The following is a 25,921-nucleotide window of genomic DNA, read 5'->3' as shown; positions in this document are numbered from 1 at the left end:
GGGCAAGCCCCCTCCCACATTTTTGACCGCGTTTACGTACGCATCCCGCGCCCACTCACCAGCAACCGTGCACAACCGATATACAGCACCACGGTGGCAATCAACATGAACGTGATCGCCACGCTGATCTTGATATCCGACACACCCAAAATGCCGTAGCGGAAGGCGTTGACCATGTGCAGCACCGGGTTGGCCAGCGACACGGTCTGCCAGAACGGCGGCAGCAAGGTGATGGAGTAGAACACCCCGCCCAGGTAGGTCAGCGGCGTGAGCACGAAGGTCGGGATGATCGAGATATCATCGAAGTTGCGCGCAAACACCGCGTTGATGAAGCCCAGCAGCGAGAAGATCGTCGCCGTCAGTACCACCACCAGGATGGTGACCCCAAGGTGATGCACCTGCAGGTGGGTGAAGAACAGCGACAGCAAAGTCACGATCACGCCGACCATCAGGCCCCGCAGCACACCGCCCAGGGTGTAGCCGATCAGGATGGTATGGGGCGACACCGGCGACACCATCAGTTCCTCGATGGAACGCTGGAACTTGCTGCCGAAGAAACTCGAGACCACGTTGCCGTAGGAGTTGGTGATCACCGACATCATGATCAGGCCCGGCACGATGTACTCCATGTAGGTGAAGCCACCCATGTCGCCGATCTGCCGGCCGATCAGGTTCCCGAAGATCACGAAGTACAGGACCATGGTGATCGCCGGCGGCAGCAGGGTCTGCGGCCAGATCCGGGTAAAGCGCTTCACTTCGCGGTAGACGATGGTTTGCAGTGCGACAAGGTTGGGTTGCAGTTCGGAACTCATACCGCCACCTTCGTCAGATTTTTCTCCACCAGGGACACGAACAGCTCCTCAAGGCGATTGGTTTTATTACGCAGGCTCAGTACCTCGATGTTCTGGGTCGCCAACTGCGTGAACAACGCGGTGATGCCCACGGCCTTGTCCACCTGCACTTCCAGGGTGTGGCTGTCCACCAGGCGGCTCGGGTAGCCGAGCAACTGTGGCGCCACCGACAGGTTATTCTTCAGGTCGAGCAAGAAGGTCTCCACATGCAACTGGCCCAGCAGGTTGCGCATGCTGGTGTTCTCGACGATGGTGCCGTGATCGATGATGCCGATGTTGCGACACAGTTGCTCAGCCTCTTCCAGGTAATGGGTGGTGAGGATGATGGTGATGCCCTTCTCGTTCAGCTCGGTGAGGAAGGTCCACATCGAGCGGCGCAGCTCGATGTCCACGCCCGCGGTGGGCTCATCGAGGATCAGCAGGCGCGGTTCATGCACCAGTGCGCGGGCAATCATCAGGCGACGCTTCATGCCACCGGAGAGTGAACGCGAAGGCACATCGCGCTTGTCCCACAGGCCCAGTTGGGTCAGGTACTGCTCGGCGCGTTCCTTGGCGATTTTCGCCGGGATGCCGTAGTAGCCCGCCTGGGTCACCACGATATCGAAGGTCTTTTCGAACTGGTTGAAGTTGAATTCCTGGGGCACCACGCCGATGGAGCGCTTGAGCGCCGCCGGGGATTTGTCCAGGTCGTGGCCGAAGATATTCACCGTGCCGCTGGTCTTGTTGACCAGGGTGGAGAGGATACCGATGGTGGTGGATTTGCCGGCACCGTTGGGGCCGAGCAAGGCGAAGAAGTCACCTTCGGCAACGTCCAGATCGATACCACTCAGGGCCTGGAAACCGTTGCCGTAGGTTTTGGTTAGCTGCCGGATGGACAGAGCGGAACTCATATCGGAATACGCACCAAAGAAGGGAATAGAAAGAGTAGATGGGGGCGCAGCCCAGGTAGTTCAACGGCGGCGCATGACAAGCATGGTGCTTGTCCGCGCCGCACAAGTACAGTCACCCGTATTAATAGTGGGTATTAAGTCAACGCGGTCATGACCGCTTTGCGGTAGGCCGGGCGTTGCTGCAGGCGCTGGTACCATGCCTCGAGATGGGGCATCGCAGGCCGTTCGATAGGCATTTCAAACCAGGCGTAAATAAAGCTGCCCAACGGAATATCGCCCATGCCGATCTCGTTGCCCGACAGATACGGCTGTGTGGCCAGGGCTTGATCAACGGTTTGGAGTACATCGATGCAGGCCTGGCGACCGGCGTGGATGTTGTCCCAGTTCTGTTTTTCCGCCGGGGTGCGCAACACGCCCCAGAACACGATCTTGAACGGTTCGGCGAAGGTGGAGGTGGTCCAGTCCATCCACTTTTCCGCATTGGCGCGAGCCTTCAGGTCGCTCGGGTACCAGCTGGAGGCCTGCCTGGCGCAGAGGTAGCGCACGATGGTGTTGGACTCCCACAGCACAAAGTCGCCGTCCTCGATCATCGGCACCCGACCGTTGGGGTTCAGCGCGCGGTACTGCGGCGTGTCGACCACGCCAAAAGCCCCGCCCGCATCAATTGCTTCATAGTCCAGGCCGAGTTCCTCGGCGCACCACAGTGCCTTCCTGACGTTTGATGAATTTTTACGACCCCAGATCTTCAGCATGACCGCGCCTTTATTGTTGATGAACATGGCTTGATGAAGGCAGCAGCATACGCCGGTTCACGCGCGGCTCAAATCGCTCTGCATATCACCCAGCAGGGGCGGCATTTCCTCGGCAAACAGGTGGGGGTAACACTGCTGGATATGCGCGAAGAAAAACGCCTCGGGCACGTCGGGAAATTGCCCATGGTCGACCACATACTCCATCGAGCGCAGGCCCTGGCGGTTGAACGCATGGAAGACGCTGTCGTGAACGCCATCGAAGTCCAGCGGCGGCACATCGAAGAGATCGCACAGCTGCTGGTTGAATGCGGGCGTGGCCTTGACCCAGCGATGGTTCAGGTAAAGCTCGGTGTAACCGTGCATGGCGAACACATCACTCTTGAGCAAGGCGATCAGGCGCGGTGTCGACAGGTGATTGCGTACATCCGCCAGGCCGATGCGCGCCGGGATGCCGCAGTGTCGGGCGCAAGCTGCGAGCAAGGTGGCCTTGGGCACGCAATAGCTTTCGCCGGTGCTCAACGCGAAGCTGGCACTCAAGGTGTCTGGATCACGGCTGAAGGTGTAGGGGTTGTAGCGAATCGCCTCACGCACGGCGTAGTAAAGGCTGACTGCCTGGTCACTTGGAGCCGCGTGGGTTCCGCGATGTTTTTCGGCGAACTCCACCACCGCAGGGTGGTCACTATCGATGAAGCGGCTGGGACTCAGGTACGTATCCATGAGCTTTATCTCCGAAGGAAGCCTGGAGTCTAACCACAGGTCTGCCGGGGAGATAACGACGAATCGGCCAAATCTCGTTACACCCTGATCACCCCGCTTGTTCGGATGCCGACTAAGCTCCCTGGTGGTTTCGCCCCTGGTTTCACGGAGGATTGAATATGCTGTTGTTGTGGATACTGGTGCTGGTGGTCGGCATTGCCTACCTCGCACACCGCCGCGTCGCCCCCCTGCCCGCCCTGGGCGTGGTCGCCGTCTACCTGCTGGCGATGGGCGCCTGGGGCCACGCACCGGGTTGGCTGCTGCTGATCTTCTGGGTGTTGATCGCCGTGGTGGCCGCGCCCCTGCTGTTGCCTGACCTGCGCCGCCAATACTTCACCAAGCCACTGTTCAATTGGTTCCAGAAAGTCCTGCCGCCGATGTCCGAGACCGAGCGCGATGCCATCGACGCCGGCACCGTGTGGTGGGACGGCGAGCTGTTCAGCGGTCGCCCCGACTGGGACAAGTTGCTGGCCTATCCCAAGGCCCGACTGACCGAAGAAGAACAGGCGTTCATCGACGGCCCCACCGAAGAACTGTGCGCCATGGTCAGCGACTGGGAAATCGGTCAGGCCATGGACCTGCCGCCCGCCGCCTGGGAACACATCAAGACCCACGGTTTCTTCGCCTTGATCATTCCCAAGGAATACGGTGGCAAGGGATTCTCCGCCTATGCCCACTCCCAGGTCGCAATGAAGCTCGCCACCCGCAGCGGCGACCTGGCCTCCACCGTGATGGTGCCCAACTCCCTCGGCCCGGCCGAGCTGCTGTTGCACTACGGCACCGAAGAACAACGCAACTACTACCTGCCGCGCCTGGCGCGTGGCGATGATATCCCGTGCTTCGCGTTGACTGGCCCGCTGGCCGGCTCCGATGCTGGCGCGATGCCCGACACCGGCGTGATCTGCAAGGGTGAATGGGAGGGTAAGGAAACCCTCGGCCTGCGCCTGAACTGGGAAAAACGCTACATCACCCTTGGCCCGGTCGCGACCTTACTCGGGCTGGCCTTCAAGGCCCATGACCCGGATCACCTGCTGGGTGACGAGGAAGACCTGGGCATCAGCCTGGCGCTGATCCCCACTGACACCCCTGGCGTGGAAATCGGCCGGCGCCACCTACCCCTGGGCGCCGCGTTCATGAACGGTCCCAACTCCGGCAAGGACGTGTTCATACCCCTGGAGTTCCTGATCGGCGGCCAGGAAATGCTCGGCAAGGGCTGGATGATGTTGATGAACTGCCTCTCCGTGGGTCGTTCGATTTCCCTGCCGGCGGTCGGCACAGGCGCGGCCAAGTTCACCAGCCTGGTGACCGGCCAGTACGCCCAGGTGCGCGAACAATTCAACGTGCCACTGTCGGCCTTCGAAGGCATCCAGGAAGCCCTCGCCCGCATCGGCGGCAACGCCTGGCTGATGGACAGCGCGCGCATGCTGACCGCCAATGCGGTGGACCTGGGGGAAAAACCGTCGGTACTGTCGGCGATCCTCAAGTACCACCTCACCGAGCGCGGCCGCGAGTGCATCAGCCACGCCATGGACGTGCACGGCGGCAAGGGCATCATCATGGGCCCGAACAACTACCTGGGCCGCAACTGGCAAGGCGCGCCGATCTTCATCACCGTGGAAGGCGCGAATATCCTGTCGCGCAACCTGATGATCTTCGGCCAGGGCGCGATCCGCTGCCACCCGTTCGTGCTCAAGGAAATGGCCCTGGCCGGTCGCGAAGACCATGACCAGGCGCTGAAGGAATTCGACAGCCTGCTGATGCAACACATCGGTTTTGCCGTGAGCAACGCCGCCAGCACCCTGGTGCTCAACCTCGGCGTCGGCCATTTCGAAAAAGCGCCAGGCAACCGTTTGAGCCAGGGTTATTTCCGCGCACTCAACCGCCAGGCCGCCGCGTTCGCACTGCTGGCCGACCTGAGCATGATGCTGCTGGGTGGCGAGTTGAAGCGTCGTGAACGCCTGTCGGCGCGCCTGGGTGATGTGTTGAGTCATATGTACCTGGCGTCGGCCGCACTGAAGCGTTACCACGACCTGGATTCGCCGGATCACCTGGAACCGCTGTTCGCCTGGGCCATGGAAGAAAGCCTGGGCGAATCGGAGCGCGCACTGGATGAGCTGCTGAGCAACTTCCCGAACAAGGTGCTGGGCTGCCTGCTGCGGGTGATCGTGTTCCCGTTCGGGCGTCGCCATACCGGCCCGTCCGATGCGCTGGACGCCGAAGTCGCCGCCGTGATCGGCCGCGCCAAAGGCGACCCGACCCTGGAAGAGTTGCTGGCCGGCTGCTACCGCCCGCAATCGGCGGAAGACCCGGTGGGTGCCCTGCAACATGCCTACGACCTGCTGGGCGCCAGCCATCCGCTGCAAAAGAAACTGCACACCGCGCTCAAGAGCGGCCAGGTCAAACCTGCTGCCGGCGAGCATGCCATTGATGCGGCATTGCACGCCGGCGTGCTGCAACCCGCCGAAGCGCAGACCCTGCGTGACGCTGAAGCAGCGCGGCGCAAGGTGATCGACGTGGATGACTTCAGCAAGGAAGAGTTGACCCAGGCTGAGGGTAAAGTCCGCTGAGTCGAGTGGTCATATAAAAACGGGCGCGAGGGGCATATACTCTCGCGCCCGTTTTTGCTTTAGAGGACTTATCTCGTGTCCAACGTCGTTGCCGATCATCTCGTCTTGCTCGACCACTTGCGCAGCATCCTGGTTGCCGTCGGCGAAGCCGAACAGGTGCCCGAGGAAAGCCACTCCCTGTTCCTGGAGCGTTTCGACGAACTGCGCGCCCTGCTGCCGATCGACCCGATCGAAAGCCAGTACCTGGGCCAGGACCTGATGAGCCAGGTCATCCTGCGCTACCCACAGATCGCCCACCTGGTGCCACGCGACCTGCTGTGGTTCTTTGGCGGTGACTGCCTGCACTTCATGCCCGATGAAGAACTGGACCTGTACCAGGCCCTGGAAGAGCGCCGCTTCGAAGCCGAACAGAACGACGAACCGTTCGACTGGAACCAGGAAAAACAGCTGCTGGCCATGCCCGACGACCAAAGCAAGCACTGATCAGCGATCCGGAATGGGCCGTCGCAATGTCGGCTCCTTCGCCATGCACGCCACTAGATAATCAATAAACACCCGCAACTTCGGCGGAAGATAGCGCGTGGGCGAATGCAGCAACCACGCTTCGCCATGATAGGACGCGATAAAGTCCCACGCCGGCAACACCTGCACCAAACGCCCCTCCTCCAGCGCATGGCGCGCCGTAAAGTACGGCAGGCTGCCAATCCCCACATGCTGCAACACCGCATCCAACCGCACCCCGGTGTGGTTCGCCGCATACCGCCCGCGCACCACCACCGTCACCGCCTTGCCCGCCTGGCGGAATTTCCAGCGCGAGTCCCCCGGCGTTTCCCCCAGGTAGATACAGCTGTGTTCCGACAGATCATGGGGATGGCCCGGCACTCCATGCTCGGCCAGGTACTGCGGCGTCGCGCACAACAAATGCTCGATGGGCAGTAACTGCCGGCCAACCAACCCCGGCGGCGGGCTGTCGGTGATGCGGATGCTCAGGTCGACATTGTCATCAATCATGTCCACCTGCCGATCCTCCAGGAGCAACTGCACGTCGACCTTGGGATAGCGCCGCAGGAACTCCGGCATATGCGGGTGCACCACAAACCGCCCCACCGCCTTGGGCACGCTGACCCGCACCAGCCCTTCAGCTTCGTGGGTGAACTGGCCGCTGATCTCCATCACCGAACGCGCCGCGTTGACCATCTCCTGGCAACGCTTGAACACCTCTTCCCCGCCCTCGCTCAGGCGCAATTTGCGCGTGGTGCGTTGCAACAAACGCGTGGCCAGGGCCTTTTCCAGGCGCGAGATGCTGCGGCTCACCGAGGACGGCGAAGCGCCCAGTTGCCGGGCGGCTTCGGAGAAGCTGCCGGTTTCCACCACTTTGACGAAGATCGCCATCTCGCCCAGCAGTGGCAACGGTAGATTGATGCTCATGGTGCACAGGTCCATTGATAATTGAGCGGATTATCACCCATCTGCGCACTATTTATACTGCCCGCAGAACCCTGATGCGGATGTAGATCATGACCGAACGCCTGTTTTTCACCCACGACCACCTGACTGCCGAACTGGAGGTGCTGAGTTGCACGCCCCACGAAGACCAGTTCGCGGTGATCCTGCAGTCGACGATTTTTCATCCACAGGGCGGCGGGCAACCTTTCGATACCGGTTGGCTCGGTGAAAGCAGCGTGCTGCGCGTGACCCAGGAAGCCGATCATGTGGTGCATTACGTCGACCGCCCGCTGGCGCCGGGCCCCGCCACCGCACGGGTCGATGAACAGCGCCGGGCGTTGCACACCCGTCTGCACTCCGCCGGGCACTTGATCGGCAACGTGGGCGAGACCCTGGGCTGGATGCCCATCAAGGCTCATCACTGGCCAGGCGAAGGCAAGATCACCTTTATCCGTGGTGAAGCCGCGCAGAGCATGGACGCCGAGACGATCCAGCAACAGGTCAACCAATGGGTCGCTGCGGACTACCCGCGCCATATGAACCTGGAAGACGGTACCCGCCAGGTCGGCTTTGGGCAGTTGCCTGCGTATGCCTGTGGGGGCACTCATGTGCAGACCTTGGGTGAACTGGGCCAAATCACCATCCTGGCGTTATCGGAGAAAAAGGGCGCGTTGTCGGTACGCTACGAAATCACCTGAACCAGCCCCATTCACCCTTGTGGCGAGCGGGCTCGCCACAGAAAATTGGCTTGTCAGAACAAACTTCCCTACACCTCAACCGCCCCCGCCCGCCCCGCCTCCACCACAAACGACTTCAGCGTCGACACCCTGGCCGCCGGATCACGCGGGTCGGTAATCACGCGCAAGTGCGTTAGCATCTTGCCCGCCTCCACCTCCACCGACACATACCCCCGCTGGCGACTGTCAAAGAATTTCACATGGGGGTTAAGCGGCAGGATCTTGCTGAACGCCTCAAACGGCGGCCCGTCGGACGTCACCGACGTACCGACGAACTCCGTGGCGACCACAGGCGAATCCGGGTTGTTGCCATCGGCATGCAAGTCCGTCACCCAGAACGAATGGATATCGCCGCCCCAGAACACCGGATTGTTGACCCGGTTGCGCTCGAGGGAAGCCAGCATCCGCGAACGATTGGCCATGTAGCCATCCCAGCCATCGGTCCAGCGCCCCGGCTTGTGGTTGGTCAGGTCGCGCTGGGTCAACGGCGCCACCAGCAAGTCCTGGGCGATGATGTTCCACTGTGCCTTCGATTGGGCAAAGCCCCGGTCCAGCCAGGCCTCCTGCTGCCAGCCGAGCAGGGTGCGGGCAGGGTCGCGCAAGTCGTGGCAAAGGTTATCGGCGATATGCCCCTGGTGGCTGCCATTGGCCAGGACGCACGGTTGTTCGGAGCGGTACTGTCGGCCGTCCAGCACGTGGAAACGGGCCAACCGGCCGTAATCCATACGCCGATAAATGCGCATGTCCGGCCCTTTCGGCAAGCTACTGGCACGCAGCGGCATGTGCTCATAAAAGGCCTGGTACGCCGCCGCCCGTTGCTGCAGAAACTGCCCCACCGCGACCTTCGGGTCCTGGGACCAGCGATTGGCGTAATCATTCTGCACTTCGTGATCGTCCCAGGTCGCCACGCTCGGTGCAGCAGCGTGCAGGGCCTGTAGATCAGGATCGGTTTTGTACAAGGCATAGCGGTTGCGGTAGTCGCTCAGGCTCACCGCGTTGCCGCTGCCATGGGGACGAATGATCTTGCCCGAGTCCGCTGCGTAGGAACTGTCGTAGATATAGTCCCCGAGAAAAAACACCAGGTCGGGTTGCTCCTGCGCCAGGTGGCGATACGCACTGAAATAGCCACGCTCCCAATGGGAGCACGAGACAAACCCCAAGCGTGCCGACACCATGGCATGCACCGCCGGTGCCGTGCGCGACTGCCCCACCGGACTTTGCGCGCCGAGCCCTTCGAACTGGTACCAGTACGACCTGCCCGGCTCCAGGCCCGCCACCTCCACATGCACCGAATGCCCCCAGCGCTCGCTGGCCATGACCTCGCCCTGGCGCACCACGCGGGTCATCGCCGCATCGTGGGCAACCCGCCAACGCACCGGCACCGGGCGGCTCAAGCCACCCCGGCCATCGCCAGCATTGAACAGCGGCGCCAGGCGCGTCCAGATCACAAACCCGTCAGGCAATGGATCGCCGGAGGCCACGCCCAAAGTGAACGGGTAGTCCACCCCGGCACTGCGCGCAAACGGGCTGAGGATCGAAAAGGTGGTGGCAACGGCCAGCCCGGCGAGGACCCGCCGCCGACCGTGATCGACGTCGCCGCTCACGGCCGAAACTCCCAATCCTCACGCAGGGTGGCGAACACCAGCATGTCTTCATGCACCCCATTCTTGAGGAACGCCCCGCGCATGCAGCCTTCGTACTGCAGACCGATTTTCTCCATGACCCGCGCCGATTCCTTGTTGCGACTGAAACACTGGCTGCCCACACGGTGCAGGCCAAGTTCGCCAAAGCCGTAGTCCATCAGCGCGGTCGCCGCCTCGGTCGCATACCCCAGGTTACGTGCATCCGCCGCCGTCCAGCCGCCAAGGTGCCCATAGTGATGAGCCGCATTGATGCGCAGGCTGGCGATGCCGATCAGTTCGCCGCTGTCGCGCACATGCACGCCCAGGCTCAACAACCCCACCGAGCGAAATTTCTCCTGCATGCCGTCGATAAAATCCTGCGCCGTTTGCAGGGTATAGGGCGACGGAATGCTCGCCGTGTTATCGGCGATCTTCGGCCCGTTGGCAAGGGTGCACAACGTCTCGGCCTGGTGCTTTTCCAGTGCTTTCAATAGAAGTCGCGGAGTGGAAAGACATGGCAATTCGCTACTCATCTTTGGGGGCCCTCGATGTAAAGTTTTTGAGAATGCCCCTGTCGGGTTTCAATTCTGTTACGTCACAAAAATGACCCAAGAGTCGCCTGTAATACCCGTCCTAGAGCCCTCAAAACGTCAATTAAAGTTAACCAATCGGTCATTTTTGGTTGTTAGCGTGTCGCCCCTAATTCAATAACGGGGTAGCGGAATGAGAACCTGGGACGAACCGAAAAAACGCAAGGCGCACATCGAACTGATCCCGATGATCGACGTGATGATGTTCCTCCTGGTGTTTTTCGTACTCGTGAGCCTGAACGTGATTCCGGCCCTCGGCATGAAGACCCAACTGCCGAGCGCCAGCAGTTCGCAGCAGCTCAAGCCGCAGAACAAATTCATCCTGACCCTGGGCCTGGAAGGCCAGTTGCAACTGGATGGCAAGGACCTCACGGTCGATGGGCTGGTGCCGGCGTTGAAAGCGGCCGAAAAGCCTGACACCAAGTCGACCATCATCGTGAACAGCGACAAAGGCGTCGAGGTTTCGCGCCTGGTGGAGGTGATGGACACCCTGCGTCTGGGTGGCTTTACCTCCGTGTCCATTGCCACGCGTAAGTCCTGATCATGTACGTATTGTTTCGTGCGCGTCAGCTGCTGGGCAGCGTCCCGGCCCTGATCGCTCTGGTGCTGATTGCACTGGGTATCCAGTCCCAGACCTTGAAGGTCGAACCGGTGTATGACGAGTCCGCCGTCGAGTTGGCGCTGGTCGAACCGGAGCCGGAGGTGATCCCGGAACCGGTGGTGGAACAAGAGCCGCCACCGCCGGTGATCGAGGATGAAGAGGCCGAGCCGGCCCCGCCGCCGCCGCCGCCCAAGCCGCTGCCAAAACCCAAGCCTGAGCCCAAACCCAAGCCCGTGCCCAAACCCGTGGTGGCCAAGCCAACGCCTGCGCCGACGCCGCCACCGGTCGCCGCCAGACCGGCGCCTGCGGCCGTGGCCCAGGCCGCGCCGACACCCGCGCCGCCCGCCCCTCCCAAGGTCGACGGCCAAGCGCTGGAAGGCAGTTACCTCAAGGGGCTGCGCAACGAGTTGGACACCTACAAACAGTACCCCACCGGGCGCCAGGCCTCCCTCGAACGCCCGAGCGGCGAAGTGGTGGTGTGGTTGCTGGTCGACCGCCAGGGTCGGGTTCTCGACTCCGGCTTGCAAACCCAGGCCTCGAGCATGTTGCTCAACCGGGCCGCCACCAACAGCTTGCGTCGCATCAAGCAAGTCAAGCCGTTCCCCGAGCAAGCCTTCGGGGGCCGCAATGAGCAGCGCTTCACCGCCACCTTCAACTACAGCGTGCAATAAGCACCCGACACCAGGACGACAGAGATGAGGTTCACACGGATTCATCTGGCACTTGTTGCCGCAAGCATGGGCCATGGAATGGTCATGGCCGATACCAGTGACAGTGACGTCGGGACCATTGGGGTTCAGGGCAAGGCCACGGCAGGTGGCGGCTACATGGTGCAGGAAGAAAGCATCAAGGGCCGCTCCACCGTGACCAAGGAAGCGCTGGATAAACAGACCGCCACCGGCAACGCCGTGGACAAGCTCAAGTACACCCCAGGCTTGAACATTTCCAGTGAAGACAACACCGGTCTGTCAGGCTTTCGCTTTACCATGCGCGGCCTCAACTCCGACCAGGTGGGGATGTCGGTGGACGGCATGCCGATCAACGACTCCGGCAACTACGCGTTGTACTCCAACCTGCTGGGCGACCCGGAAAACATCGAGCAGATCTTCGTCACCCAGGGCTCTTCGGAAGCCGACGGCCCGCACATCGGCTCCAGCGGCGGCAACATCGGTATCGTGACCATTCGCCCGACCAAGGAAACCGGTGCGTTCGTCAAACAGATCATGGGCAGCAACGCCACCCGCAAGACCTTCGCCCGCCTCAACACCGGCGAGATCAACGGCCTGAGCAACTGGCTGTCGGCCTCCCATACCGAAGGCCAGATGTGGCGCGGTTCGGGGGCCGTGCGCGCGGACAAAGTCGAGTGGAACAGCTTCTTCGACGCCGGCGATGGCAACACCGCCAACCTGATCCTCAAATACCACGAGCAGGACAACAACAGTTACAGCCAACTGACCAAGGCCCAGTTCCAGCAGAACGGCCGCAAATACGACCCTTACCCCGCCACCCCCACCGTGGGCAGCAACGGCAAGTACAACAGCTACTACGCCCTGGCGCAGAACCCGTTCCAGACGTTTACCGCGGTGCTCAACACCCAATTCAAACTGGCCGACAACCTCGCGCTGTCGGTGATCCCGTATTACTACTGGGGTAACGGCAGCGGCGTCGGCTCGTCCAGCTATGCCCTGAACCGCGGCTCGAACCAGGGCGGCGTGTTCGACCTGGGCAACCTGCCCACCGGCGCTCAATACAACGCCGACGGCACCCCGAACAGCGGCGTGTACTATCGCCCTTCACGCACCCAGACCTGGCGTCCGGGCATCACCACCAAGCTTAACTGGGACCTGGGCGATCACAGCCTGCAAGTGGGCTACTGGTACGAGCGCGCACGCCAGAGCCAGACCCAGCCGTTCATTCCGCTCAAGGCCAGTGGCAAGCCGGTCGACACCTGGCCGGATTCCAACGAGGCGGTGGTGGATGCCAATGGCAACACCATCCAGGGCCGCGACCGCTTCACCATCACCCCAGCGCAAAAGGTCTGGGCCCAGGACACTTGGTACATCAACTCGGACTGGACCCTGATCGGCGGCCTGGCCTATATGAACGTCAAGCGTGACGGCACCAACCATGGCAGCCTCACCGAGCAAGCAGAAAAACGTAACCAGACCTACAACAAACTGCTGCCCAACGCCGGCCTCAAATACCAGGTGGATGAACGCGACCAGGTGTTCTACAGCCTGTCACGCAACATGCGCATCCCGCAGAACTACGTGCTGTACGACAAGGGCGCAGGCTCCATCGACGCCAAGCCGGAAACCAGTTGGAACCACGAACTGGGCTGGCGCTACACCGATGAAGACATGACCGTGGCCGCCACCTTGTTCTACATGCAGTTCAAGGATCGCCAGGTGTCGTCGCGCGATATCAACGGCGACTTCGCCGACATCAACGCCGGCTCCGTCAACAACAGCGGCCTGGAACTGGAGTGGAGCGGCCTGTTGCCCAATCACTTCAACTACTACACCTCCTACACCTACACCAAGGCCGAGCAGCAAGACGACTTGACCGTGTACAACGCTGGCAAAGCGATCGTACTGCCCACCAGCGGCAAGCAGTTCGCCAACGTGCCGAAAAACATGCTGGCCGCCAACATCGGCTACGACGACGGCCGCTTCTACGGCACCTTCGGCGGCAAGTACACCAGCAAGCTCTACGGCGATTTGACCAACGACGAAGCCATCTCCGGGCGCACCGTATTCAACGCCGGCGCCGGTATCTACCTGCCGGTGGACAAGAAAGTGGTCAAGGACGCGACCCTGCGCCTGAACGTCGACAACCTGTTCGACAAGAAGTACCTGGACGGCGTGTACACCACCAAGACCAACGCGGCCACCTACGGCGGTTTCCGTGACGGCGACCCGGCCTATATCGTGGGCCTGGAACGCACCGTGACGGTTTCCCTGGAAGCCAATTTCTAATTGCGAGGTAACTGAACATGGACATGAACCTGCTCCACGACATCACCTTCTATGTGATGTATGCCGCGATGGCCATCGCGATCTTCATCACCATCGAGCGCGGGATTTATTTCGCGTATGTACGCCGCCAGGCCCATGCACTCACCGAAGTGCTCGGCGCCAACGTGCACAGCGAACGCGACCTGCCGGAGAGCCTGACCCGTCGTGACAGCCTGCCGTTGAGCATGGTGCTGCCGGTGCTGGTACAGAAGGCGTCGAACGGCTCGCGCAAGGACCTGGATGACGTCATCGAGACCCAGTACCTGACCACCCGCGCGCCGCTGGCCCGCAGCCTGTGGATCATCGAAACCATCACCACCGCCGCGCCGCTGTTGGGTTTGCTGGGTACCATCCTCGGCATCATCGACACCTTCAAGGCGTTGGCGACGGCAGGCGTGTCGGACCCGGGCCAGATCTCCGGTGGCATCGGTACGGCCCTGTTCGCCACCGGCCTGGGGATCGCCATCGCACTGTTTTGCGTGGTGTTCCACAACTTCTTCCAGGACCGCCTGGAGCGCATCAACGACCAGCTGAAAATCCTGCTGATCCGCGCCGCCACCGGTGCCCGTGTGCAGAGTGAAGTGCCGCATCGGGTACCGACGCCGCTGCACAGCCGCACCGCATAAACCTGTGGTGAGCGGGCTTGTCCCGCGTTGGGTGGCGCAGCCACCCCATAGCCAGGCACCTCGGTCTTTCTGGGACAACGCGGTGGACTGTTTGGGGCGGCTGCGCCACCCAGCGCGGGGCAAGCCCGCTCACTACATCAGTGAAGAGAGTGTTATGTCCGTCTCCTTGAAATTGCGTATCGCCGGCCTTGCCGGCTTGCTCCTCAGTCCGCTGGCCCAGGCGGACTTTTCGATTCCGGGGTTTGAACTGGTACACACCGTACCGGTGGACACCGCCCTCGGCACCGACGACCTGCGCCAGCCCGGCCCGGTATGGAGCGAACTGTTCGACGGCGCCAAAAGCCGCATAGATATCGGCCAGTTCTACGCCGCCGATCACCCCGGCTCGGTGATGGATCGTGTCATCGAGCGCCTGGAAGCCGCCGGCAAACGCGGTGTGAAGATTCGCTTTTTGCTCGAAGAAAAAGGCATCAAGTTGTCGGAGGCCTCCACCCTGGAACGCCTGCGCGCGATCCCCAACCTGACCTTTCGCGTCTTGCCCTACGCCCGTGTAAGCGGCGGGATCATCCACGCCAAGTACCTGGTGGTGGATGGCAAGCAGGCGTTTGTCGGCAGCCAGAATTTCGATTGGCGCTCGCTGGAGCACATCCACGAAACCGGCCTGCGCATCACTGATCCGACGGTCGTGGGGCAGGTGCAGGCCATCTTCGAACAAGACTGGAAAGCCCAGCAGGCCTTGGCCGACAACCAGCCGGTGCCACTGCCCGTCGCGGGTAAAGAACCACCGCGCACCGGCAACTACCTGGTCGCCAGCCCGCAGCGCTACAACCCGCCCGGCGTGGGCGACTCGCAGCTGGAACTGCCGCGTTTGTTGAATGAAGCCAAACAGGAAGTGCGCGTGCAATTGCTGGACTACGCACCGTTGTCCTACGGACCGGACAAGACCCGTCCGTACTACGCGGTGATCGACAATGCCGTGCGCGCGGCGGCGGCGCGTGGGGTGTCGATCAAGCTGATGGTGTCCAACTGGAACACCGACAAGCTGGAACTGCCCTACCTCAAGAGCCTGGCGGTGCTGCCCAACGTGCAGATCAAGATCGTCACCCTGCCCGAGGCCAGGCAGGGATTCATTCCTTATGCGCGGGTGATCCACAGTAAGACCATGGAGATCGACGGCCAGGTGGCGTGGGTCGGCACCAGCAATTGGCTGGGTGGCTACCTGGATAATTCGCGCAACCTGGAAGTGGTGATGCGCGACGAAGCGATGGCCAAGCGTGTGGGGCAATTGCACGAGCAGTTGTGGGATGGACCCTACGCCAGAGCCTTGGACATGACCGCTGAGTACCCCGAGCCCCACCCTGGCCAGCATTGACCAGAGGCACCTGACTAATGGTAGTGTGTGGAAATGTTTCTGACAGATCGATCAGAAACTTCCTACTCACTACCTGCAAAGGAATGCGTCTCTCCATGCACTTTCCACTCAAGCAATTGGCGGCTGCCACCCTGTTTGCGGCGAGCCTTTCGGCTGTTACCTGCCCCGCCTTCGCCAACATCACGCCCGAGCAAAGCACGGCGATTCTCAAGAACTTCAACGAAACGTCCGTCACCGATTTTCGCGGCTTCCTCGGCGCGCTGGCTAAAGGCGACCTGGGCAAGACCAGCGACGTAGGCCCGGCAATCAGTGCCTTTCTCGACAACAAAACCCTGAGCGCCGACCAGCAGAACGAAATCAATCGCCTGCTGGGCATCTACACCCGGGTGAAGTACGGCAAAGCCGCCCTCGAAACCCTGCGCGAGCTGGTGGAAATCCCGACCTTCAACGTGGATGGCCTGCCGCAGTACAAGAACCCGGAATTCATCAAGATCGCCGGCAAGCTCCAGGACTTGGCCAAGGCCTTTAACCTGAACTTCCGCAACATCGACAACCGCGTGTACGAAATTTCCCTGGAAGGCAGTGGCGACGACGTCGTCGGTATCCACGCCCACGCCGATGTGGTGCCGGTGACGCCGGAAAATTGGGTGCTCAAAGATGGCACCAAACTCGACCCGTTCAAGGTCACCCTGATCGGCAACCGCATGTATGGCCGTGGCACCGAAGATGACAAGAACGGCATCGTCGTGGCGATGTATGCCATGAAGGTGATCAAGGAAGAAAAGCTGCCACTGGCGCGCAATTTCAAGCTGCTGGTCGACACCACCGAAGAAACCTCCGGCGACGCGATCCCCTACTACTTCGAAAAGAACCCGACACCGCAATACAACCTGGCGCTGGATGGCGGCTACCCGGTGGTGATTGCCGAGAAAGGCTACGGCACGGTGATGGCAACCTTCCCGCGCCGCAAGGGTGAAGGCAAAGGCGCGGAAATCATCGCGATGACCGGCGGCATGGCCACCAACCAGATTCCGTCGGCATCGGTGGCGACCTTCGTCAGCGACAAGCCTGCCGAGTTGGCCGCCAGCCTGCAAAAGGCCGGCAGCGAATACGCCAAGCGCAACGGCGGCGATTTTGAAGTGGCCGCCAAGGTCGACGGCAAAGACGTCAAGCTGACCGTCACCGGCGTGTCCGCTCACTCCTCCGAGCCGGAGTCCGGGGTCAACCCGGTGGCGCGCATGCTGGAGCTGATCCACAGCGTCGACGGCAAGATCGCCCTCAAGCACAACCACATCACAGACGCGGCGCGGTATGCCTCCGACAACTGGGGCCTGGACTACCTGGGCGGCAAGTTGGGCGTGGGCTTCTCCGACGAGTTCATGGGGCCACTGACTACCTCGCTGACTTTTGTCGGCCTGGATGAAAAAGCCTTCAAGCTGGCGGTGAACCTGCGGGTGCCGAAGGGCAAGTCGCCAGAGAAACTCAAGGCCGAGATCGCCGACAAGCTGAGCGCCTGGGACAAGAAAGCCAAGGTCAAGGTGGACTTCGCCTACTCGGTGGCCGAGCCGATGTACCGCAACCCGGAAGGTGAATGGGTCAAGGCACTGCTGGCAGTCGCCACGGAAAACCTCGGCATGGAGCACAAGTTCGGCACCTCCGCCGGCGCAACCTCCGTGCATGAACTGCCCAACGGCGTGCAATTCGGCCTGGCGCGCCCGGAAGTCAAGTACACCGGGCACACCGACGGCGAGTTCAAGACCGTCGACCAGTTCCTGCTCGACCTGCAGATCGTCACCGAAATGATGGGCCGTATCGGCCAGCTGCCGAAGCTCTGAGCCTCACCGGACCCGCCAGCCTGGCGGGTCCTTTTTTACGCGGACCTAGCCGTTCGGTCAGTTACCGCGCCGAATGTTCTTGCGTACCCTGCCCTCTGACTCTATCGGGGGAATCGCAGTGTCTTTGCTCAATGCTGTCGAACGCGCGTGTGCCCGTCTGGCGCCCTTCGGGTGGCGCGACCTCTTGCTGCAGCATGGTCTGGATCTCACCTCAAATACGTTGCGTGAAGAACTCGCCAAACCGTTGCATATCAATCGCACGCTGGCAGGCTTCGAAGATTTTTCCATCAGCGCAATGCACGGCATTGCTCCTGGACGACCGGCTGATAGCCTGCTGTTTCATGCATTCGCGTCGCCGAATGTAAGCACCGGAGCCAGCGGCGAAGCACTGACAGTTTTCCCGACGGCTGCAGAAATCGAACAGGTGCTCAATTATGTTTACGGCGCCGCTCCACCAAGCCTAGAGGCGTTCGGTGATCAAAAACTGGCAATCGCCGTGTTCGCCTATGAATACAGGCCACAACCTGAAACCGTGCACCGTTGCCACGCGGACTTGTGTTTTTCACGTGCGGGCGTCGCAAGGGTTGGAACAGCCGACGCGCTTTACGATCCGATACGGCGAGGGTTCTTGCCATTCGTTGAGGGCCAGCCCAATCGAATGCGCGTTATTCCGGCGCGCTATGGCGCTTTTATTGCCGCAAAATGCGCTGGCCAGCCAGAGCGTTTCGGTCCGATGAACGCCCAGCCTGGCGATCAGGAGCTGGCATTTTGGGTACCGTTGCACAAGCTGTTTGATGGCGATGAATGCCTCGCGGGATTCGACCTGAGGGTGCAGTTGGAAAACCATCAGATCAATGAAAAGATCGGACAGATCCACAGGCGCTTTCGTGGTACCGGCTGGCAAGAGCCTGACATTCTCAACGCGCCGTTCGTGATTACCCAAGGGCTAAGCCATTGGGCAGATACCGAAGCATTCGCGCCGGGGTTGCTGGTGCCTGATGCCAAGCAGACCCTGGTCGAAGCGGCTTACTACAAAGGACAGCCACTGTCGTTCATGATGCCGCCGGACTCGGGTGGCCTGATCCACGGGCGGCACCGTGTACGCGATGACGGTTCGATCGAAGACCTGAATGATCTGGAGAATGTCGACGCGATGGTCAAGGCTGGCGGCTATCGCGCCCTGCACTATCAGGACTCAATGGCGGAGGGTTGGGTACGCGCGCATTGCCCGCAGTTGACGCTGGAAAGCATCGCCGCCTATTCCATCATCGGTGCCCCGGACTTTTTCCCACTGTGCGGACAACGGGAGCTCAAGGAGTGGTCCAGTGACCCCGAGGTATTCCCCTGCCCGACGCCGCCCTGCCCGGAGGTGTGGCATACGCGGATCAATCCGCTCTCCGACGTGCGCTTCTATATCAATCAGTCCCTTGAGGGGAATTATTTTGCCCTGGAAGATCGCGGAGTCACCGCAATCGTCTCCCATCCCCAGTCCTTCACAACATCCCGTGCAACCCCCCAGGTGGCGCATGCCCAGCGACAATCCTGGCTACCGGATTTTGCCAGCGGTGTATTCGGTCCTGGCTGGGAAGTTGGCCGAGGTTTGGTGGATGCGCCGTTTACCAATGTGCTGTGCGGCTATCAATTGGCCAGCCCGTTTACCGAGGATGCACGTATCTGTGCTGCGCTGGGTTCCTACTGGCCTGGTGTAGCGCCGGATTCGACCCGCACATTCGAACCGCGCAGTGTTTCGGCCACGACCATCCCGCTGACGGACAGCGAAATCGGATCGCCGGGTAGTCCGGGCTGGGATGGCCGTCATGGACCTACATGGGTTGAGGTCGAAGGCCGCCCCTTGATCCAGTACGAAGCCTATGAATACAGCGATTACACGCAAGCCGCATTGACCAGCCAGTTGTCGCTGACAATGACCGGACACACCAGCACCGAGCAGTACCATCAGCGTGTGCTCGGGATGCGGCGCGCGTACCAGGCGGTCGGCGCCGGATCAGACAAGGAACGATGGAAACGCTGGCCTTTGCTGTCGTTTTTCCTGGTGCAATTACCGGATGATGACTTCGAAGCAGCGCAGCAAGAAGCCAACTTTCGGCTGAAGGGCGATGTCCATTTCTACAGGCTGTTCGAGCACGGCTCGATCAGCACCCCCACGAGCAACTTCAAGCTTCGCCACGTGGAAATACTGCAACAGGTGGAGCTGTACATGAGCCCGCAAGCCATGCTTAAACGCCAGAACGGGGCGCCGTGGCGGCGTCACGATGAATCACTTTGACGGGGTTGTCGTAGGCGCCGGCCCGGCGGGATGCGCGACGGTAATCACCTGCGCGTAAAAAGGGTTGCGGGTAGCCCTGCTTGAGAAGACTCCGTTCTCCAGGAAAAGACCGGGAGAAACGCTCCATCGCACACATGCCTTCAGGCATCAAGCATCAGGATATCCTCAAAGAACCCACCGATCGGCTCGGTCGGATGGCACAGCTGGATTTCCAACACCCAGGCCATTTCACTCGGCGGGATATCCAGATCCGCCAGTTCCTTGTTCTCGAACAGCGCGTGGGGGAAGTCCGCCAGGCGATGCCCTGCGAGGTTGCGCGCCAGCCTCCAGCCTTTTGCCACGGCGCTCTGCTCGGCGAAGTCATACAGTTCGCGGCCGGTGAGGCCACGTAACCAGGCGTCACGGGTTTCATCGAACACTTCGTGCAGCGCAGTCGTGCACCCCAGGTGCAGCGGCGCGTCACCGAAGACGAAGGTGTCGCCATAGTCGCCCTCGTAGCCGTCCCACACCGGGCCCAGATCAACCACGACGATATCGCTGGCGCGCAGCCTGCGCTGGCGGTCGATCCCTTCGCGGGGTGGGCGGACCGTGTCGGCGCCAAAGCGAATATAGGTCGGGTGCCAGGTGTGCGATGCGCCCATGGCCTGCAGTTGTTCGGCGGCCATGTCGAGGGCTTCGCCGGTGGTCATGCCGACCCGCAGTCGGCTGGCAATGGCCGCCAGGGCGCGGATGGATTGGTCACGGGCCGCCAGCATGCCGTCAAACGAATAACGGGGGCCGATTTTTTCCCAGATCGGGTCGAACGCAGGTGTAGGCGCTTGCGTGCCTGCGCCACCACTGGGCACAAAGGCTTCGGCGACAAACCGGTGAGCCGGCAAGCCCGCGTCGAGGCACTGCTCGCGGACCTGGCGGATCATTGCGCCGTTGCCGCACGCGTACACCTGGGCGACTTGCCAGTGATGCCCATGACCCAGCGCAACGTCCTGCACGCGCCCCTGCGAAGCCAGCACCGGGTGCCAGTGAAAACGCGGGTGATCGATGACGGACTGGTCCAGGAACACGCGGTCATAGAAGTCTGCCGGCTGCGCGCCGCCCCAGTACAACGTCACCTCGACATTGCGCTTCAAGGCGCTCAACAGGATTGGTTTGATGCCGGCATAGCCGGTGCCCGTGGCGAACAGGACCACGGGGCTGTCATCCACGTCCTGCCAGGTGCAGGCACCAAAAGGCCCCTCCAGTTGCAGCACGTCGCCGGCCTCCAGGTCGCCCAGAACAGCCTCGGAAAACAGCCCGCCGCGCACCTGGCGAATCTGAAAGACCAGGCGCCCGTCATCTTCGGCCGGCAGGTTGGCGATCGAGAAACACCGCGAGTCACCGTCGACCAGACGGAACTTGAGGTACTGGCCGGCACGCACCGCCAATGGCAGGTCCGGCATCAGCACCAGCTCAATGATGTCAGGGCTCAATGCGCACTTGCTCAGCACTTGCGCCTCGACACTCAGCGCGGGAGTGTCCAGGGACCAGCCGGGAATTTCCAGGCGCATGTCGCCGCAGGCGTGGCTCTGGCACAACAACATTTCATTCGCCGCCAACGGATAGCACGGCGCGGGGGCGTTCGGCGCCAACTGCCTGGCCCGGTACTGCCCTTCTGCGACCACCACCTTGCACGATCCACAGGCACCGCGCCGACAGGAAAACGGCACGGACAGGCCACTGGCGAGCATCGCATCGAGCAACAGCTCATCACCGGCCTCAAAGGTTTTCCCCGAGGGGGACAGTTCGATGACATGACGTGTATTCATAACAACCTCGGGGTGAGTGAGGCTTGATTGTTGCGCTAGACTAGGCCCATTAAAACCTCCAGTTTTGGATACTTCAGATGGTCCAGATGCGTAAATGGCGGCCGCTGCTCAAGCTGGACGAGAGCGCCAGCCAGGCGTCCTACCGCAAGATCGCCGAAGGCCTGGTGACGGCAATCGTCGAGGGCCGCTTGCCGCCCGGCACCTTGCTGCCGGGCACGCGGGAAATGGCGCAATTGCTCGACGTCAACCGCAAGACCGTGATCCTGGCCTACGAAGAAGCCATGACCAAAGGCTGGCTGGTCAGCGAGCCGCGACGCGGGACCTTCGTCAATGCGCAATTGGCGCCCAAGCTAGTGCCGAATCGCGCGCAACCGTCCTTCGCACCGCCCATCCTGGCCCACGCGAACGCGCCGTACTTCACCCAGAACGCCCAGGCGAAGGCACTGCAGCACCGGCATGGCGCACTGTTTTTCGACAACGGCACCAGTGACCACCGCCTGCTGCCCCAAGCCGTGCTGCACCGCCACTACCGCAATGCCCTGCGCAACAGCTTCGCCTCTAATACGGTGCGCTATGGCAGTGAGGGCACCGGCTATGAGTTGCGCTGCGCCCTGGCCGAAATGCTGCGCAACAACCGCGGGTTGACGGTCAGCGCCGAGAATATCTGCCTGACCCAAGGCACCCAGATGTCGCTGTACCTGAGCGCCAGCCTGCTGCTCAAGCCTGGCGACGTGGTGCTGGTGGAACGCCTGAGCTACCCGCCGGCCTGGGAGATTTTCCGCAAGCTGGGCGCGCAACTGGTCACGGTGGACGTCGACGACGAAGGCTGCCGCACCGACCAGATCGATCACCTGTGTCGCGAGCACAAGGTGCGGATGATCTATCTGACACCACACCACCAATTCCCCACCACCGTGAGCCTGCACGCAGCGCGGCGGCAACAGTTGCTGGCATTGGCGGCGCTGCATGACTTCTGCATCATCGAAGAAGATTACGACCACGAATATCACTTCAACGGACGACCTTACCTGCCGCTGGCCAGCGACCGCTCACAGCGCCATGTGCTCTATGTCGGCTCGCTGTCCAAGGCGCTCGGCTCGACGTTTCGCTGCAGCTATGTGGTGGCTCCCACACCCGTCATTGAAGCCCTGCACGGCAACGCTGCGTTGATGCTGGGCGATGCCGACGCGGTGGCGCAGAAGATGCTCGCGGACCTGATCAACGCGGGTGAATTGAAGAAACACCTGCGTCGGGTATCCAAGGAATACCGCGCCCGCCGCGAAACCTTGCAGGGCTGTCTACATGCGGCATTCGGTGATCGGATCATGGTGCGCGAACCCGAAGGCGGGCTGGCGCTGTGGGTGCGTTTTGAAGATCGGATAAACGTCGATCAGATGGTGGCCACCGCATTGGAGCATGGGCTGGTCGTACGCAGTGGTCGGCAATTTTCGCCGATGGACCGGCCGGAAAATGCGTTGCGCCTGGGCTTTGCCTCACTCAATCAGGCGGAAATTCGTGAGGCCACGGTGCGCCTGGCCAAAGCGGCAAACCCGCGCGCGCACAAAAATGCCGATCATCGCTGATCGGCATGGGGTTAGAGCGGCAGCAGGAAGCGGGATTTCTCTTCGGCCCGGGCCAATTCCGGGAACTCCAGCAGCAGCGCCCGGTTGCCCCGGCCAATATGCTCCATCACCGCCCGTGTAATGTACTCACGCACCATGCCGGTCGAGACGTAATACATGGCCCAGGCTTGTTCGGGCGTACAGTGGCCGATCTGTTCTTCGATTTGCGTGTACGCCTCGTCATCGTCCGACTTCACGTCGCGCTGATATTCCGCTTGGCCCATGATTGATCTCCTTCAACGGCACGCCTGCAACCGCCCGGCATGCCTGGTCATTCAGCCGGTCACGTGCCGCTCTTCACTTTGGTCCACACACGCGTGCGGATTCGCTCCAACTTCAAGGGCAGCGGTTCAAGGGGAACCAGTGTGGCAATGGTCTCTTTGGACGGATAAATCCAGGGGTTGTCGCGCAGCTTCTGTTCGACCAACTCGGTAGCGTCCTTGTTGGCGTTGGGGTACAGCGTGTGGTTGGAACTCTTGGCAATCACTTGCGGCTCAAGCATGTAGTTGATAAACGCCAGACCCTGCCTGGCATGCGGCGCATCCTTGAGCAGCACGAAGTTTTCCGACCACACCAACCCGCCCTCGCGCGGCAGGCTGTAGGCAATCTTGCGCCCGGTGTTGTTTTTTTCATTGATGGCCTGTGCCGTCAGCGCCCCGCTCGCCCAGCCCACCACCACACAGATGTTGCCATCGGCAAAGTCGGCATCCGTTCTGGATGAATCAAAGTAAAGGACGTAAGGGCGGATCTTCAGCAGCAGCGCCTGGGCTTTCTGGTAATCCTCAGGGTTCTGGCTGTTGCTGGGCAGCCCGAGATAATGCAAGGCGATCGAAATGATTTCACTCGGGGAATCGAGCATCGCCACGCCACACGACTTGAGCTTGCTGATGTTCTCTTCCTTGAAGATCAGGTCCCAGCTGTCCACCGGGGCATTCTCGCCCAGGGCGGCCTTGACCTTATCCACGTCGTAACCAATGCCGGTGGTGCCCCACAGGTAGGGCACGGCGTAGCGGTTACCCGGGTCATTGGCGGAGAGCAGCGCCAGCATCTCCGGATCGATATGCGAGAAGTTGCTCAGTTGAGAGCGGTCCAGCGGCGCCAGTACGCCGGCCTTGATCAGGCTGGGCAAGACATTCGACGTGGCGACGACCACGTCATACCCGGTACGCCCGGCCATGACCTTGCTCTGCATGATCTCGGCACTGTCGAAGGCATCCATGTGCATCCGGGTGCCGGTTTTCTGCTCGAATTCCTTGGGTGTTTCCGGGGCGATCAGCCCGAACCAGTTGTAGAGGTTGACCCGGGGTTCGGCCGCCGAGACCGGCGCGCTCGCGCCCATACAGACCAGCGCCGCCATGAACATGGCGCGCAAACGGGGTTGACTCATATCGCTATCCTTGTCAAAAACGACAGGCCATCATGGCCTTCATCCGCTGAGGGGTGAATATACTCGGCACGTCCGATTAGTAAATACCTAGAAGTACTTAGCCCAGCCCCATGAATGCCTAACCCTAAAGGGGTAGTACATGTCGCTCGACCTTCACAACCTGGCCTGGCATCGGTCGGCCGGGACGCTGATCATGCAACTGAACCGACCGGCGTTCTGGAGCTCACTGGTTCGCGTGCTAAAGGAATACGTCCAGATCGACAACTGGGTCGTGCTGATCTTCAGCGACCACCAGGTACGGGTGGTCAGCGTGACTGAGGTCGCCGATGCGGACGAAGTGGACGCGTTGACCCAGCGCTACGTAAAAGGGCTGTACCTGCTCGACCCGTTCTACATTGCCAACCGCGAAAACCCGCAGAGCGGCTTTTTTCATCTGTCCGACATTGCGCCGGAGCACTTCCTGACCACCGAGTATTACCACCAGTATTTCGCCCAGTACATCAGCGTGGATGAGGTGCAGTACAACGTACAACTCGACGCCGACAGAACGCTGTGCATTTCATTCGGCAGCAACGCGCGATACAGCCCACAGCAGATCGCGACCCTGGACATTATCAAGCCATGGGTGATGGCGTTGATGCATCAACGCATGTGCTTTGAGACTGATGCGGAAAAAAGCCAGGACGAACCGCCACCCTGGTCAGAGGCCATCGTGCAACTGGGCACACAAATCACTGCGCGCGAAAAAGATGTGCTCAAGTTGCTGTTGAGCGGTTTTTCCAACAAAGAAATCGCCGGCAAGCTGAACCTGTCGGCAGAGACCATCAAAGTTCACCGTCGCAACCTCTACAACAAACTGAACATCAAGTCTCAGTCCGAGTTGTTTGCGCGTTTTTTCATGCCGGCGCAGGAGGCCCAGACGGCGCATTGAACGCTGCCGCAGCGGGCCTGCGGCGGCTCTGCACAAATCACGCACAAACAAAAACGCCGATCATTGCTGATCGGCGTTTTTGTCGAATATGGAGCGGGAAACGAGACTCGAACTCGCGACCCCGACCTTGGCAAGGTCGTGCTCTACCAACTGAGCTATTCCCGCAAATGGCGTCCCCTAGGGGACTCGAACCCCTGTTACCGCCGTGAAAGGGCGGTGTCCTAGGCCAC

22 protein-coding genes and 1 tRNA gene are annotated in these 25,921 nt (G+C 61.2%); 12 read left to right on the top strand and 11 right to left on the bottom strand.

Going from position 1 to position 25,921, the window contains the following annotated elements:
• Positions 1-32: 32 nt before the first annotated feature.
• The 4 genes from BFN10_RS26770 to BFN10_RS26755 form a co-directional block, all read right to left on the bottom strand.
• Positions 33-812 carry an ABC transporter permease gene (locus BFN10_RS26770; protein WP_025858807.1) on the bottom strand — a complete coding sequence of 260 codons (780 nt, stop codon included), beginning with the start codon at positions 810-812 and terminating at the stop codon, positions 33-35.
• A complete protein-coding gene (locus tag BFN10_RS26765) occupies positions 809-1,741 on the bottom strand; it encodes an ABC transporter ATP-binding protein (protein WP_058427204.1) in 933 nt (310 codons plus the stop codon). Before BFN10_RS26765 ends, BFN10_RS26770 begins: the two co-directional genes overlap by 4 nt.
• Before the next feature lie 134 nt (positions 1,742-1,875).
• Positions 1,876-2,493, bottom strand: a complete 618-nt coding sequence (locus tag BFN10_RS26760) for a glutathione S-transferase family protein (protein WP_058427209.1) — start codon at positions 2,491-2,493, stop codon at positions 1,876-1,878.
• 57 nt (positions 2,494-2,550) lie between these two features.
• Positions 2,551-3,210, bottom strand: a complete 660-nt coding sequence (locus BFN10_RS26755; protein WP_071492245.1) for a transglutaminase-like domain-containing protein — start codon at positions 3,208-3,210, stop codon at positions 2,551-2,553.
• 158 nt (positions 3,211-3,368) lie between these two features.
• On the opposite strand from BFN10_RS26755, the gene BFN10_RS26750 reads away from it, so the two are divergent.
• Both BFN10_RS26750 and BFN10_RS26745 read left to right on the top strand, forming a co-directional pair.
• Positions 3,369-5,816 (top strand): acyl-CoA dehydrogenase, encoded by a 2,448-nt coding sequence (locus BFN10_RS26750; RefSeq protein WP_071492244.1) that lies wholly within the window; start codon positions 3,369-3,371, stop codon positions 5,814-5,816.
• Between the two features lie 75 nt (positions 5,817-5,891).
• Positions 5,892-6,299 (top strand): PA2817 family protein, encoded by a 408-nt coding sequence (locus tag BFN10_RS26745; protein WP_010211653.1) that lies wholly within the window; start codon positions 5,892-5,894, stop codon positions 6,297-6,299.
• Here the strand turns inward: BFN10_RS26745 and BFN10_RS26740 are convergent, their stop codons facing one another.
• Positions 6,300-7,244: a LysR family transcriptional regulator gene (locus tag BFN10_RS26740; protein ID WP_071492243.1), complete on the bottom strand. Its 945-nt coding sequence runs from the start codon at positions 7,242-7,244 to the stop codon at positions 6,300-6,302.
• A gap of 89 nt (positions 7,245-7,333) precedes the next feature.
• Here BFN10_RS26740 and BFN10_RS26735 point away from each other — a divergent pair, with 89 nt between their 5' ends.
• The gene (locus BFN10_RS26735; RefSeq protein WP_071492242.1) at positions 7,334-7,960 is read left to right on the top strand and encodes an alanyl-tRNA editing protein; all 627 of its coding nucleotides are present in this window, start codon (positions 7,334-7,336) and stop codon (positions 7,958-7,960) included.
• A gap of 68 nt (positions 7,961-8,028) precedes the next feature.
• Here BFN10_RS26735 and BFN10_RS26730 read toward each other — a convergent pair whose 3' ends face one another.
• Positions 8,029-9,603 (bottom strand): alkaline phosphatase D family protein, encoded by a 1,575-nt coding sequence (locus tag BFN10_RS26730; RefSeq protein WP_071492241.1) that lies wholly within the window; start codon positions 9,601-9,603, stop codon positions 8,029-8,031.
• The gene (locus BFN10_RS26725) at positions 9,600-10,154 is read right to left on the bottom strand and encodes a GNAT family N-acetyltransferase (RefSeq protein WP_071492240.1); all 555 of its coding nucleotides are present in this window, start codon (positions 10,152-10,154) and stop codon (positions 9,600-9,602) included. The genes BFN10_RS26730 and BFN10_RS26725 overlap by 4 nt, the downstream gene beginning before the upstream one ends.
• 190 nt (positions 10,155-10,344) lie before the next feature.
• On the opposite strand from BFN10_RS26725, the gene BFN10_RS26720 reads away from it, so the two are divergent.
• From BFN10_RS26720 to BFN10_RS26690, 7 genes are all read left to right on the top strand, one after another.
• Positions 10,345-10,752 carry an ExbD/TolR family protein gene (locus BFN10_RS26720; RefSeq protein WP_071492239.1) on the top strand — a complete coding sequence of 136 codons (408 nt, stop codon included), beginning with the start codon at positions 10,345-10,347 and terminating at the stop codon, positions 10,750-10,752.
• 2 nt (positions 10,753-10,754) lie between these two features.
• Complete coding sequence (locus BFN10_RS26715) at positions 10,755-11,483, top strand: energy transducer TonB family protein (RefSeq protein ID WP_071492238.1); 729 nt, start codon at positions 10,755-10,757, stop codon at positions 11,481-11,483.
• A 24-nt stretch (positions 11,484-11,507) separates the two neighbouring features.
• Positions 11,508-13,790 (top strand): TonB-dependent receptor, encoded by a 2,283-nt coding sequence (locus BFN10_RS26710; RefSeq protein WP_071492237.1) that lies wholly within the window; start codon positions 11,508-11,510, stop codon positions 13,788-13,790.
• Between the two features lie 17 nt (positions 13,791-13,807).
• Positions 13,808-14,455 carry a MotA/TolQ/ExbB proton channel family protein gene (locus BFN10_RS26705; protein ID WP_071492236.1) on the top strand — a complete coding sequence of 216 codons (648 nt, stop codon included), beginning with the start codon at positions 13,808-13,810 and terminating at the stop codon, positions 14,453-14,455.
• A 154-nt stretch (positions 14,456-14,609) separates the two neighbouring features.
• Positions 14,610-15,827 (top strand): phospholipase D-like domain-containing protein, encoded by a 1,218-nt coding sequence (locus BFN10_RS26700; protein WP_071492235.1) that lies wholly within the window; start codon positions 14,610-14,612, stop codon positions 15,825-15,827.
• Between the two features lie 95 nt (positions 15,828-15,922).
• Entirely contained in the window at positions 15,923-17,662 is a 1,740-nt protein-coding gene (locus BFN10_RS26695) for a dipeptidase (RefSeq protein WP_071492234.1), read from the top strand.
• 118 nt (positions 17,663-17,780) lie between these two features.
• Positions 17,781-19,949 (top strand): hypothetical protein, encoded by a 2,169-nt coding sequence (locus BFN10_RS26690; RefSeq protein ID WP_071492233.1) that lies wholly within the window; start codon positions 17,781-17,783, stop codon positions 19,947-19,949.
• Positions 19,950-20,089: 140 nt separating this feature from the next.
• Here BFN10_RS26690 and BFN10_RS26685 read toward each other — a convergent pair whose 3' ends face one another.
• Entirely contained in the window at positions 20,090-21,751 is a 1,662-nt protein-coding gene (locus BFN10_RS26685) for a M24 family metallopeptidase (RefSeq protein ID WP_071492232.1), read from the bottom strand.
• Between the two features lie 77 nt (positions 21,752-21,828).
• Here BFN10_RS26685 and pdxR point away from each other — a divergent pair, with 77 nt between their 5' ends.
• The gene (gene pdxR, locus BFN10_RS26680) at positions 21,829-23,334 is read left to right on the top strand and encodes a MocR-like pyridoxine biosynthesis transcription factor PdxR (protein WP_071492231.1); all 1,506 of its coding nucleotides are present in this window, start codon (positions 21,829-21,831) and stop codon (positions 23,332-23,334) included.
• 11 nt (positions 23,335-23,345) lie between these two features.
• On the opposite strand, the gene BFN10_RS26675 is transcribed toward pdxR, so the two are convergent.
• Both BFN10_RS26675 and BFN10_RS26670 read right to left on the bottom strand, forming a co-directional pair.
• Entirely contained in the window at positions 23,346-23,597 is a 252-nt protein-coding gene (locus BFN10_RS26675; protein ID WP_071492230.1) for a hypothetical protein, read from the bottom strand.
• Positions 23,598-23,656: 59 nt separating this feature from the next.
• Entirely contained in the window at positions 23,657-24,760 is a 1,104-nt protein-coding gene (locus tag BFN10_RS26670; protein ID WP_071492229.1) for a polyamine ABC transporter substrate-binding protein, read from the bottom strand.
• Between the two features lie 139 nt (positions 24,761-24,899).
• Here BFN10_RS26670 and BFN10_RS26665 point away from each other — a divergent pair, with 139 nt between their 5' ends.
• A complete protein-coding gene (locus BFN10_RS26665) occupies positions 24,900-25,691 on the top strand; it encodes a response regulator transcription factor (protein WP_071492228.1) in 792 nt (263 codons plus the stop codon).
• Between the two features lie 89 nt (positions 25,692-25,780).
• On the opposite strand, the gene BFN10_RS26660 is transcribed toward BFN10_RS26665, so the two are convergent.
• Positions 25,781-25,856: transfer RNA gene (locus tag BFN10_RS26660), tRNA-Gly, on the bottom strand.
• Positions 25,857-25,921 lie beyond the last annotated feature (65 nt).

This window comes from Pseudomonas extremorientalis (assembly GCF_001870465.1).
Classification (GTDB): Bacteria; Pseudomonadota; Gammaproteobacteria; order Pseudomonadales; family Pseudomonadaceae; genus Aquipseudomonas; species Aquipseudomonas extremorientalis.
This window is presented reverse-complemented; position numbering and strand designations above follow the sequence as displayed.

Excerpts from the sequence above, each read along its gene's own strand:
- BFN10_RS26770 (WP_025858807.1), bottom strand. The coding sequence starts at position 812 with ATGAGTTCCGAACTGCAACCCAACCTTGTCGCACTGCAAACCATCGTC.
- BFN10_RS26765 (WP_058427204.1), bottom strand. The coding sequence starts at position 1,741 with ATGAGTTCCGCTCTGTCCATCCGGCAGCTAACCAAAACCTACGGCAAC.
- BFN10_RS26760 (WP_058427209.1), bottom strand. The coding sequence starts at position 2,493 with ATGCTGAAGATCTGGGGTCGTAAAAATTCATCAAACGTCAGGAAGGCA.
- BFN10_RS26755 (WP_071492245.1), bottom strand. The coding sequence starts at position 3,210 with ATGGATACGTACCTGAGTCCCAGCCGCTTCATCGATAGTGACCACCCT.
- BFN10_RS26750 (WP_071492244.1), top strand. The coding sequence starts at position 3,369 with ATGCTGTTGTTGTGGATACTGGTGCTGGTGGTCGGCATTGCCTACCTC.
- BFN10_RS26740 (WP_071492243.1), bottom strand. The coding sequence starts at position 7,244 with ATGAGCATCAATCTACCGTTGCCACTGCTGGGCGAGATGGCGATCTTC.
- BFN10_RS26735 (WP_071492242.1), top strand. The coding sequence starts at position 7,334 with ATGACCGAACGCCTGTTTTTCACCCACGACCACCTGACTGCCGAACTG.
- BFN10_RS26725 (WP_071492240.1), bottom strand. The coding sequence starts at position 10,154 with ATGAGTAGCGAATTGCCATGTCTTTCCACTCCGCGACTTCTATTGAAA.
- BFN10_RS26720 (WP_071492239.1), top strand. The coding sequence starts at position 10,345 with ATGAGAACCTGGGACGAACCGAAAAAACGCAAGGCGCACATCGAACTG.
- BFN10_RS26715 (WP_071492238.1), top strand. The coding sequence starts at position 10,755 with ATGTACGTATTGTTTCGTGCGCGTCAGCTGCTGGGCAGCGTCCCGGCC.
- BFN10_RS26710 (WP_071492237.1), top strand. The coding sequence starts at position 11,508 with ATGAGGTTCACACGGATTCATCTGGCACTTGTTGCCGCAAGCATGGGC.
- BFN10_RS26705 (WP_071492236.1), top strand. The coding sequence starts at position 13,808 with ATGGACATGAACCTGCTCCACGACATCACCTTCTATGTGATGTATGCC.
- BFN10_RS26700 (WP_071492235.1), top strand. The coding sequence starts at position 14,610 with ATGTCCGTCTCCTTGAAATTGCGTATCGCCGGCCTTGCCGGCTTGCTC.
- BFN10_RS26695 (WP_071492234.1), top strand. The coding sequence starts at position 15,923 with ATGCACTTTCCACTCAAGCAATTGGCGGCTGCCACCCTGTTTGCGGCG.
- BFN10_RS26685 (WP_071492232.1), bottom strand. The coding sequence starts at position 21,751 with ATGAATACACGTCATGTCATCGAACTGTCCCCCTCGGGGAAAACCTTT.
- pdxR (WP_071492231.1), top strand. The coding sequence starts at position 21,829 with ATGGTCCAGATGCGTAAATGGCGGCCGCTGCTCAAGCTGGACGAGAGC.
- BFN10_RS26675 (WP_071492230.1), bottom strand. The coding sequence starts at position 23,597 with ATGGGCCAAGCGGAATATCAGCGCGACGTGAAGTCGGACGATGACGAG.
- BFN10_RS26670 (WP_071492229.1), bottom strand. The coding sequence starts at position 24,760 with ATGAGTCAACCCCGTTTGCGCGCCATGTTCATGGCGGCGCTGGTCTGT.
- BFN10_RS26665 (WP_071492228.1), top strand. The coding sequence starts at position 24,900 with ATGTCGCTCGACCTTCACAACCTGGCCTGGCATCGGTCGGCCGGGACG.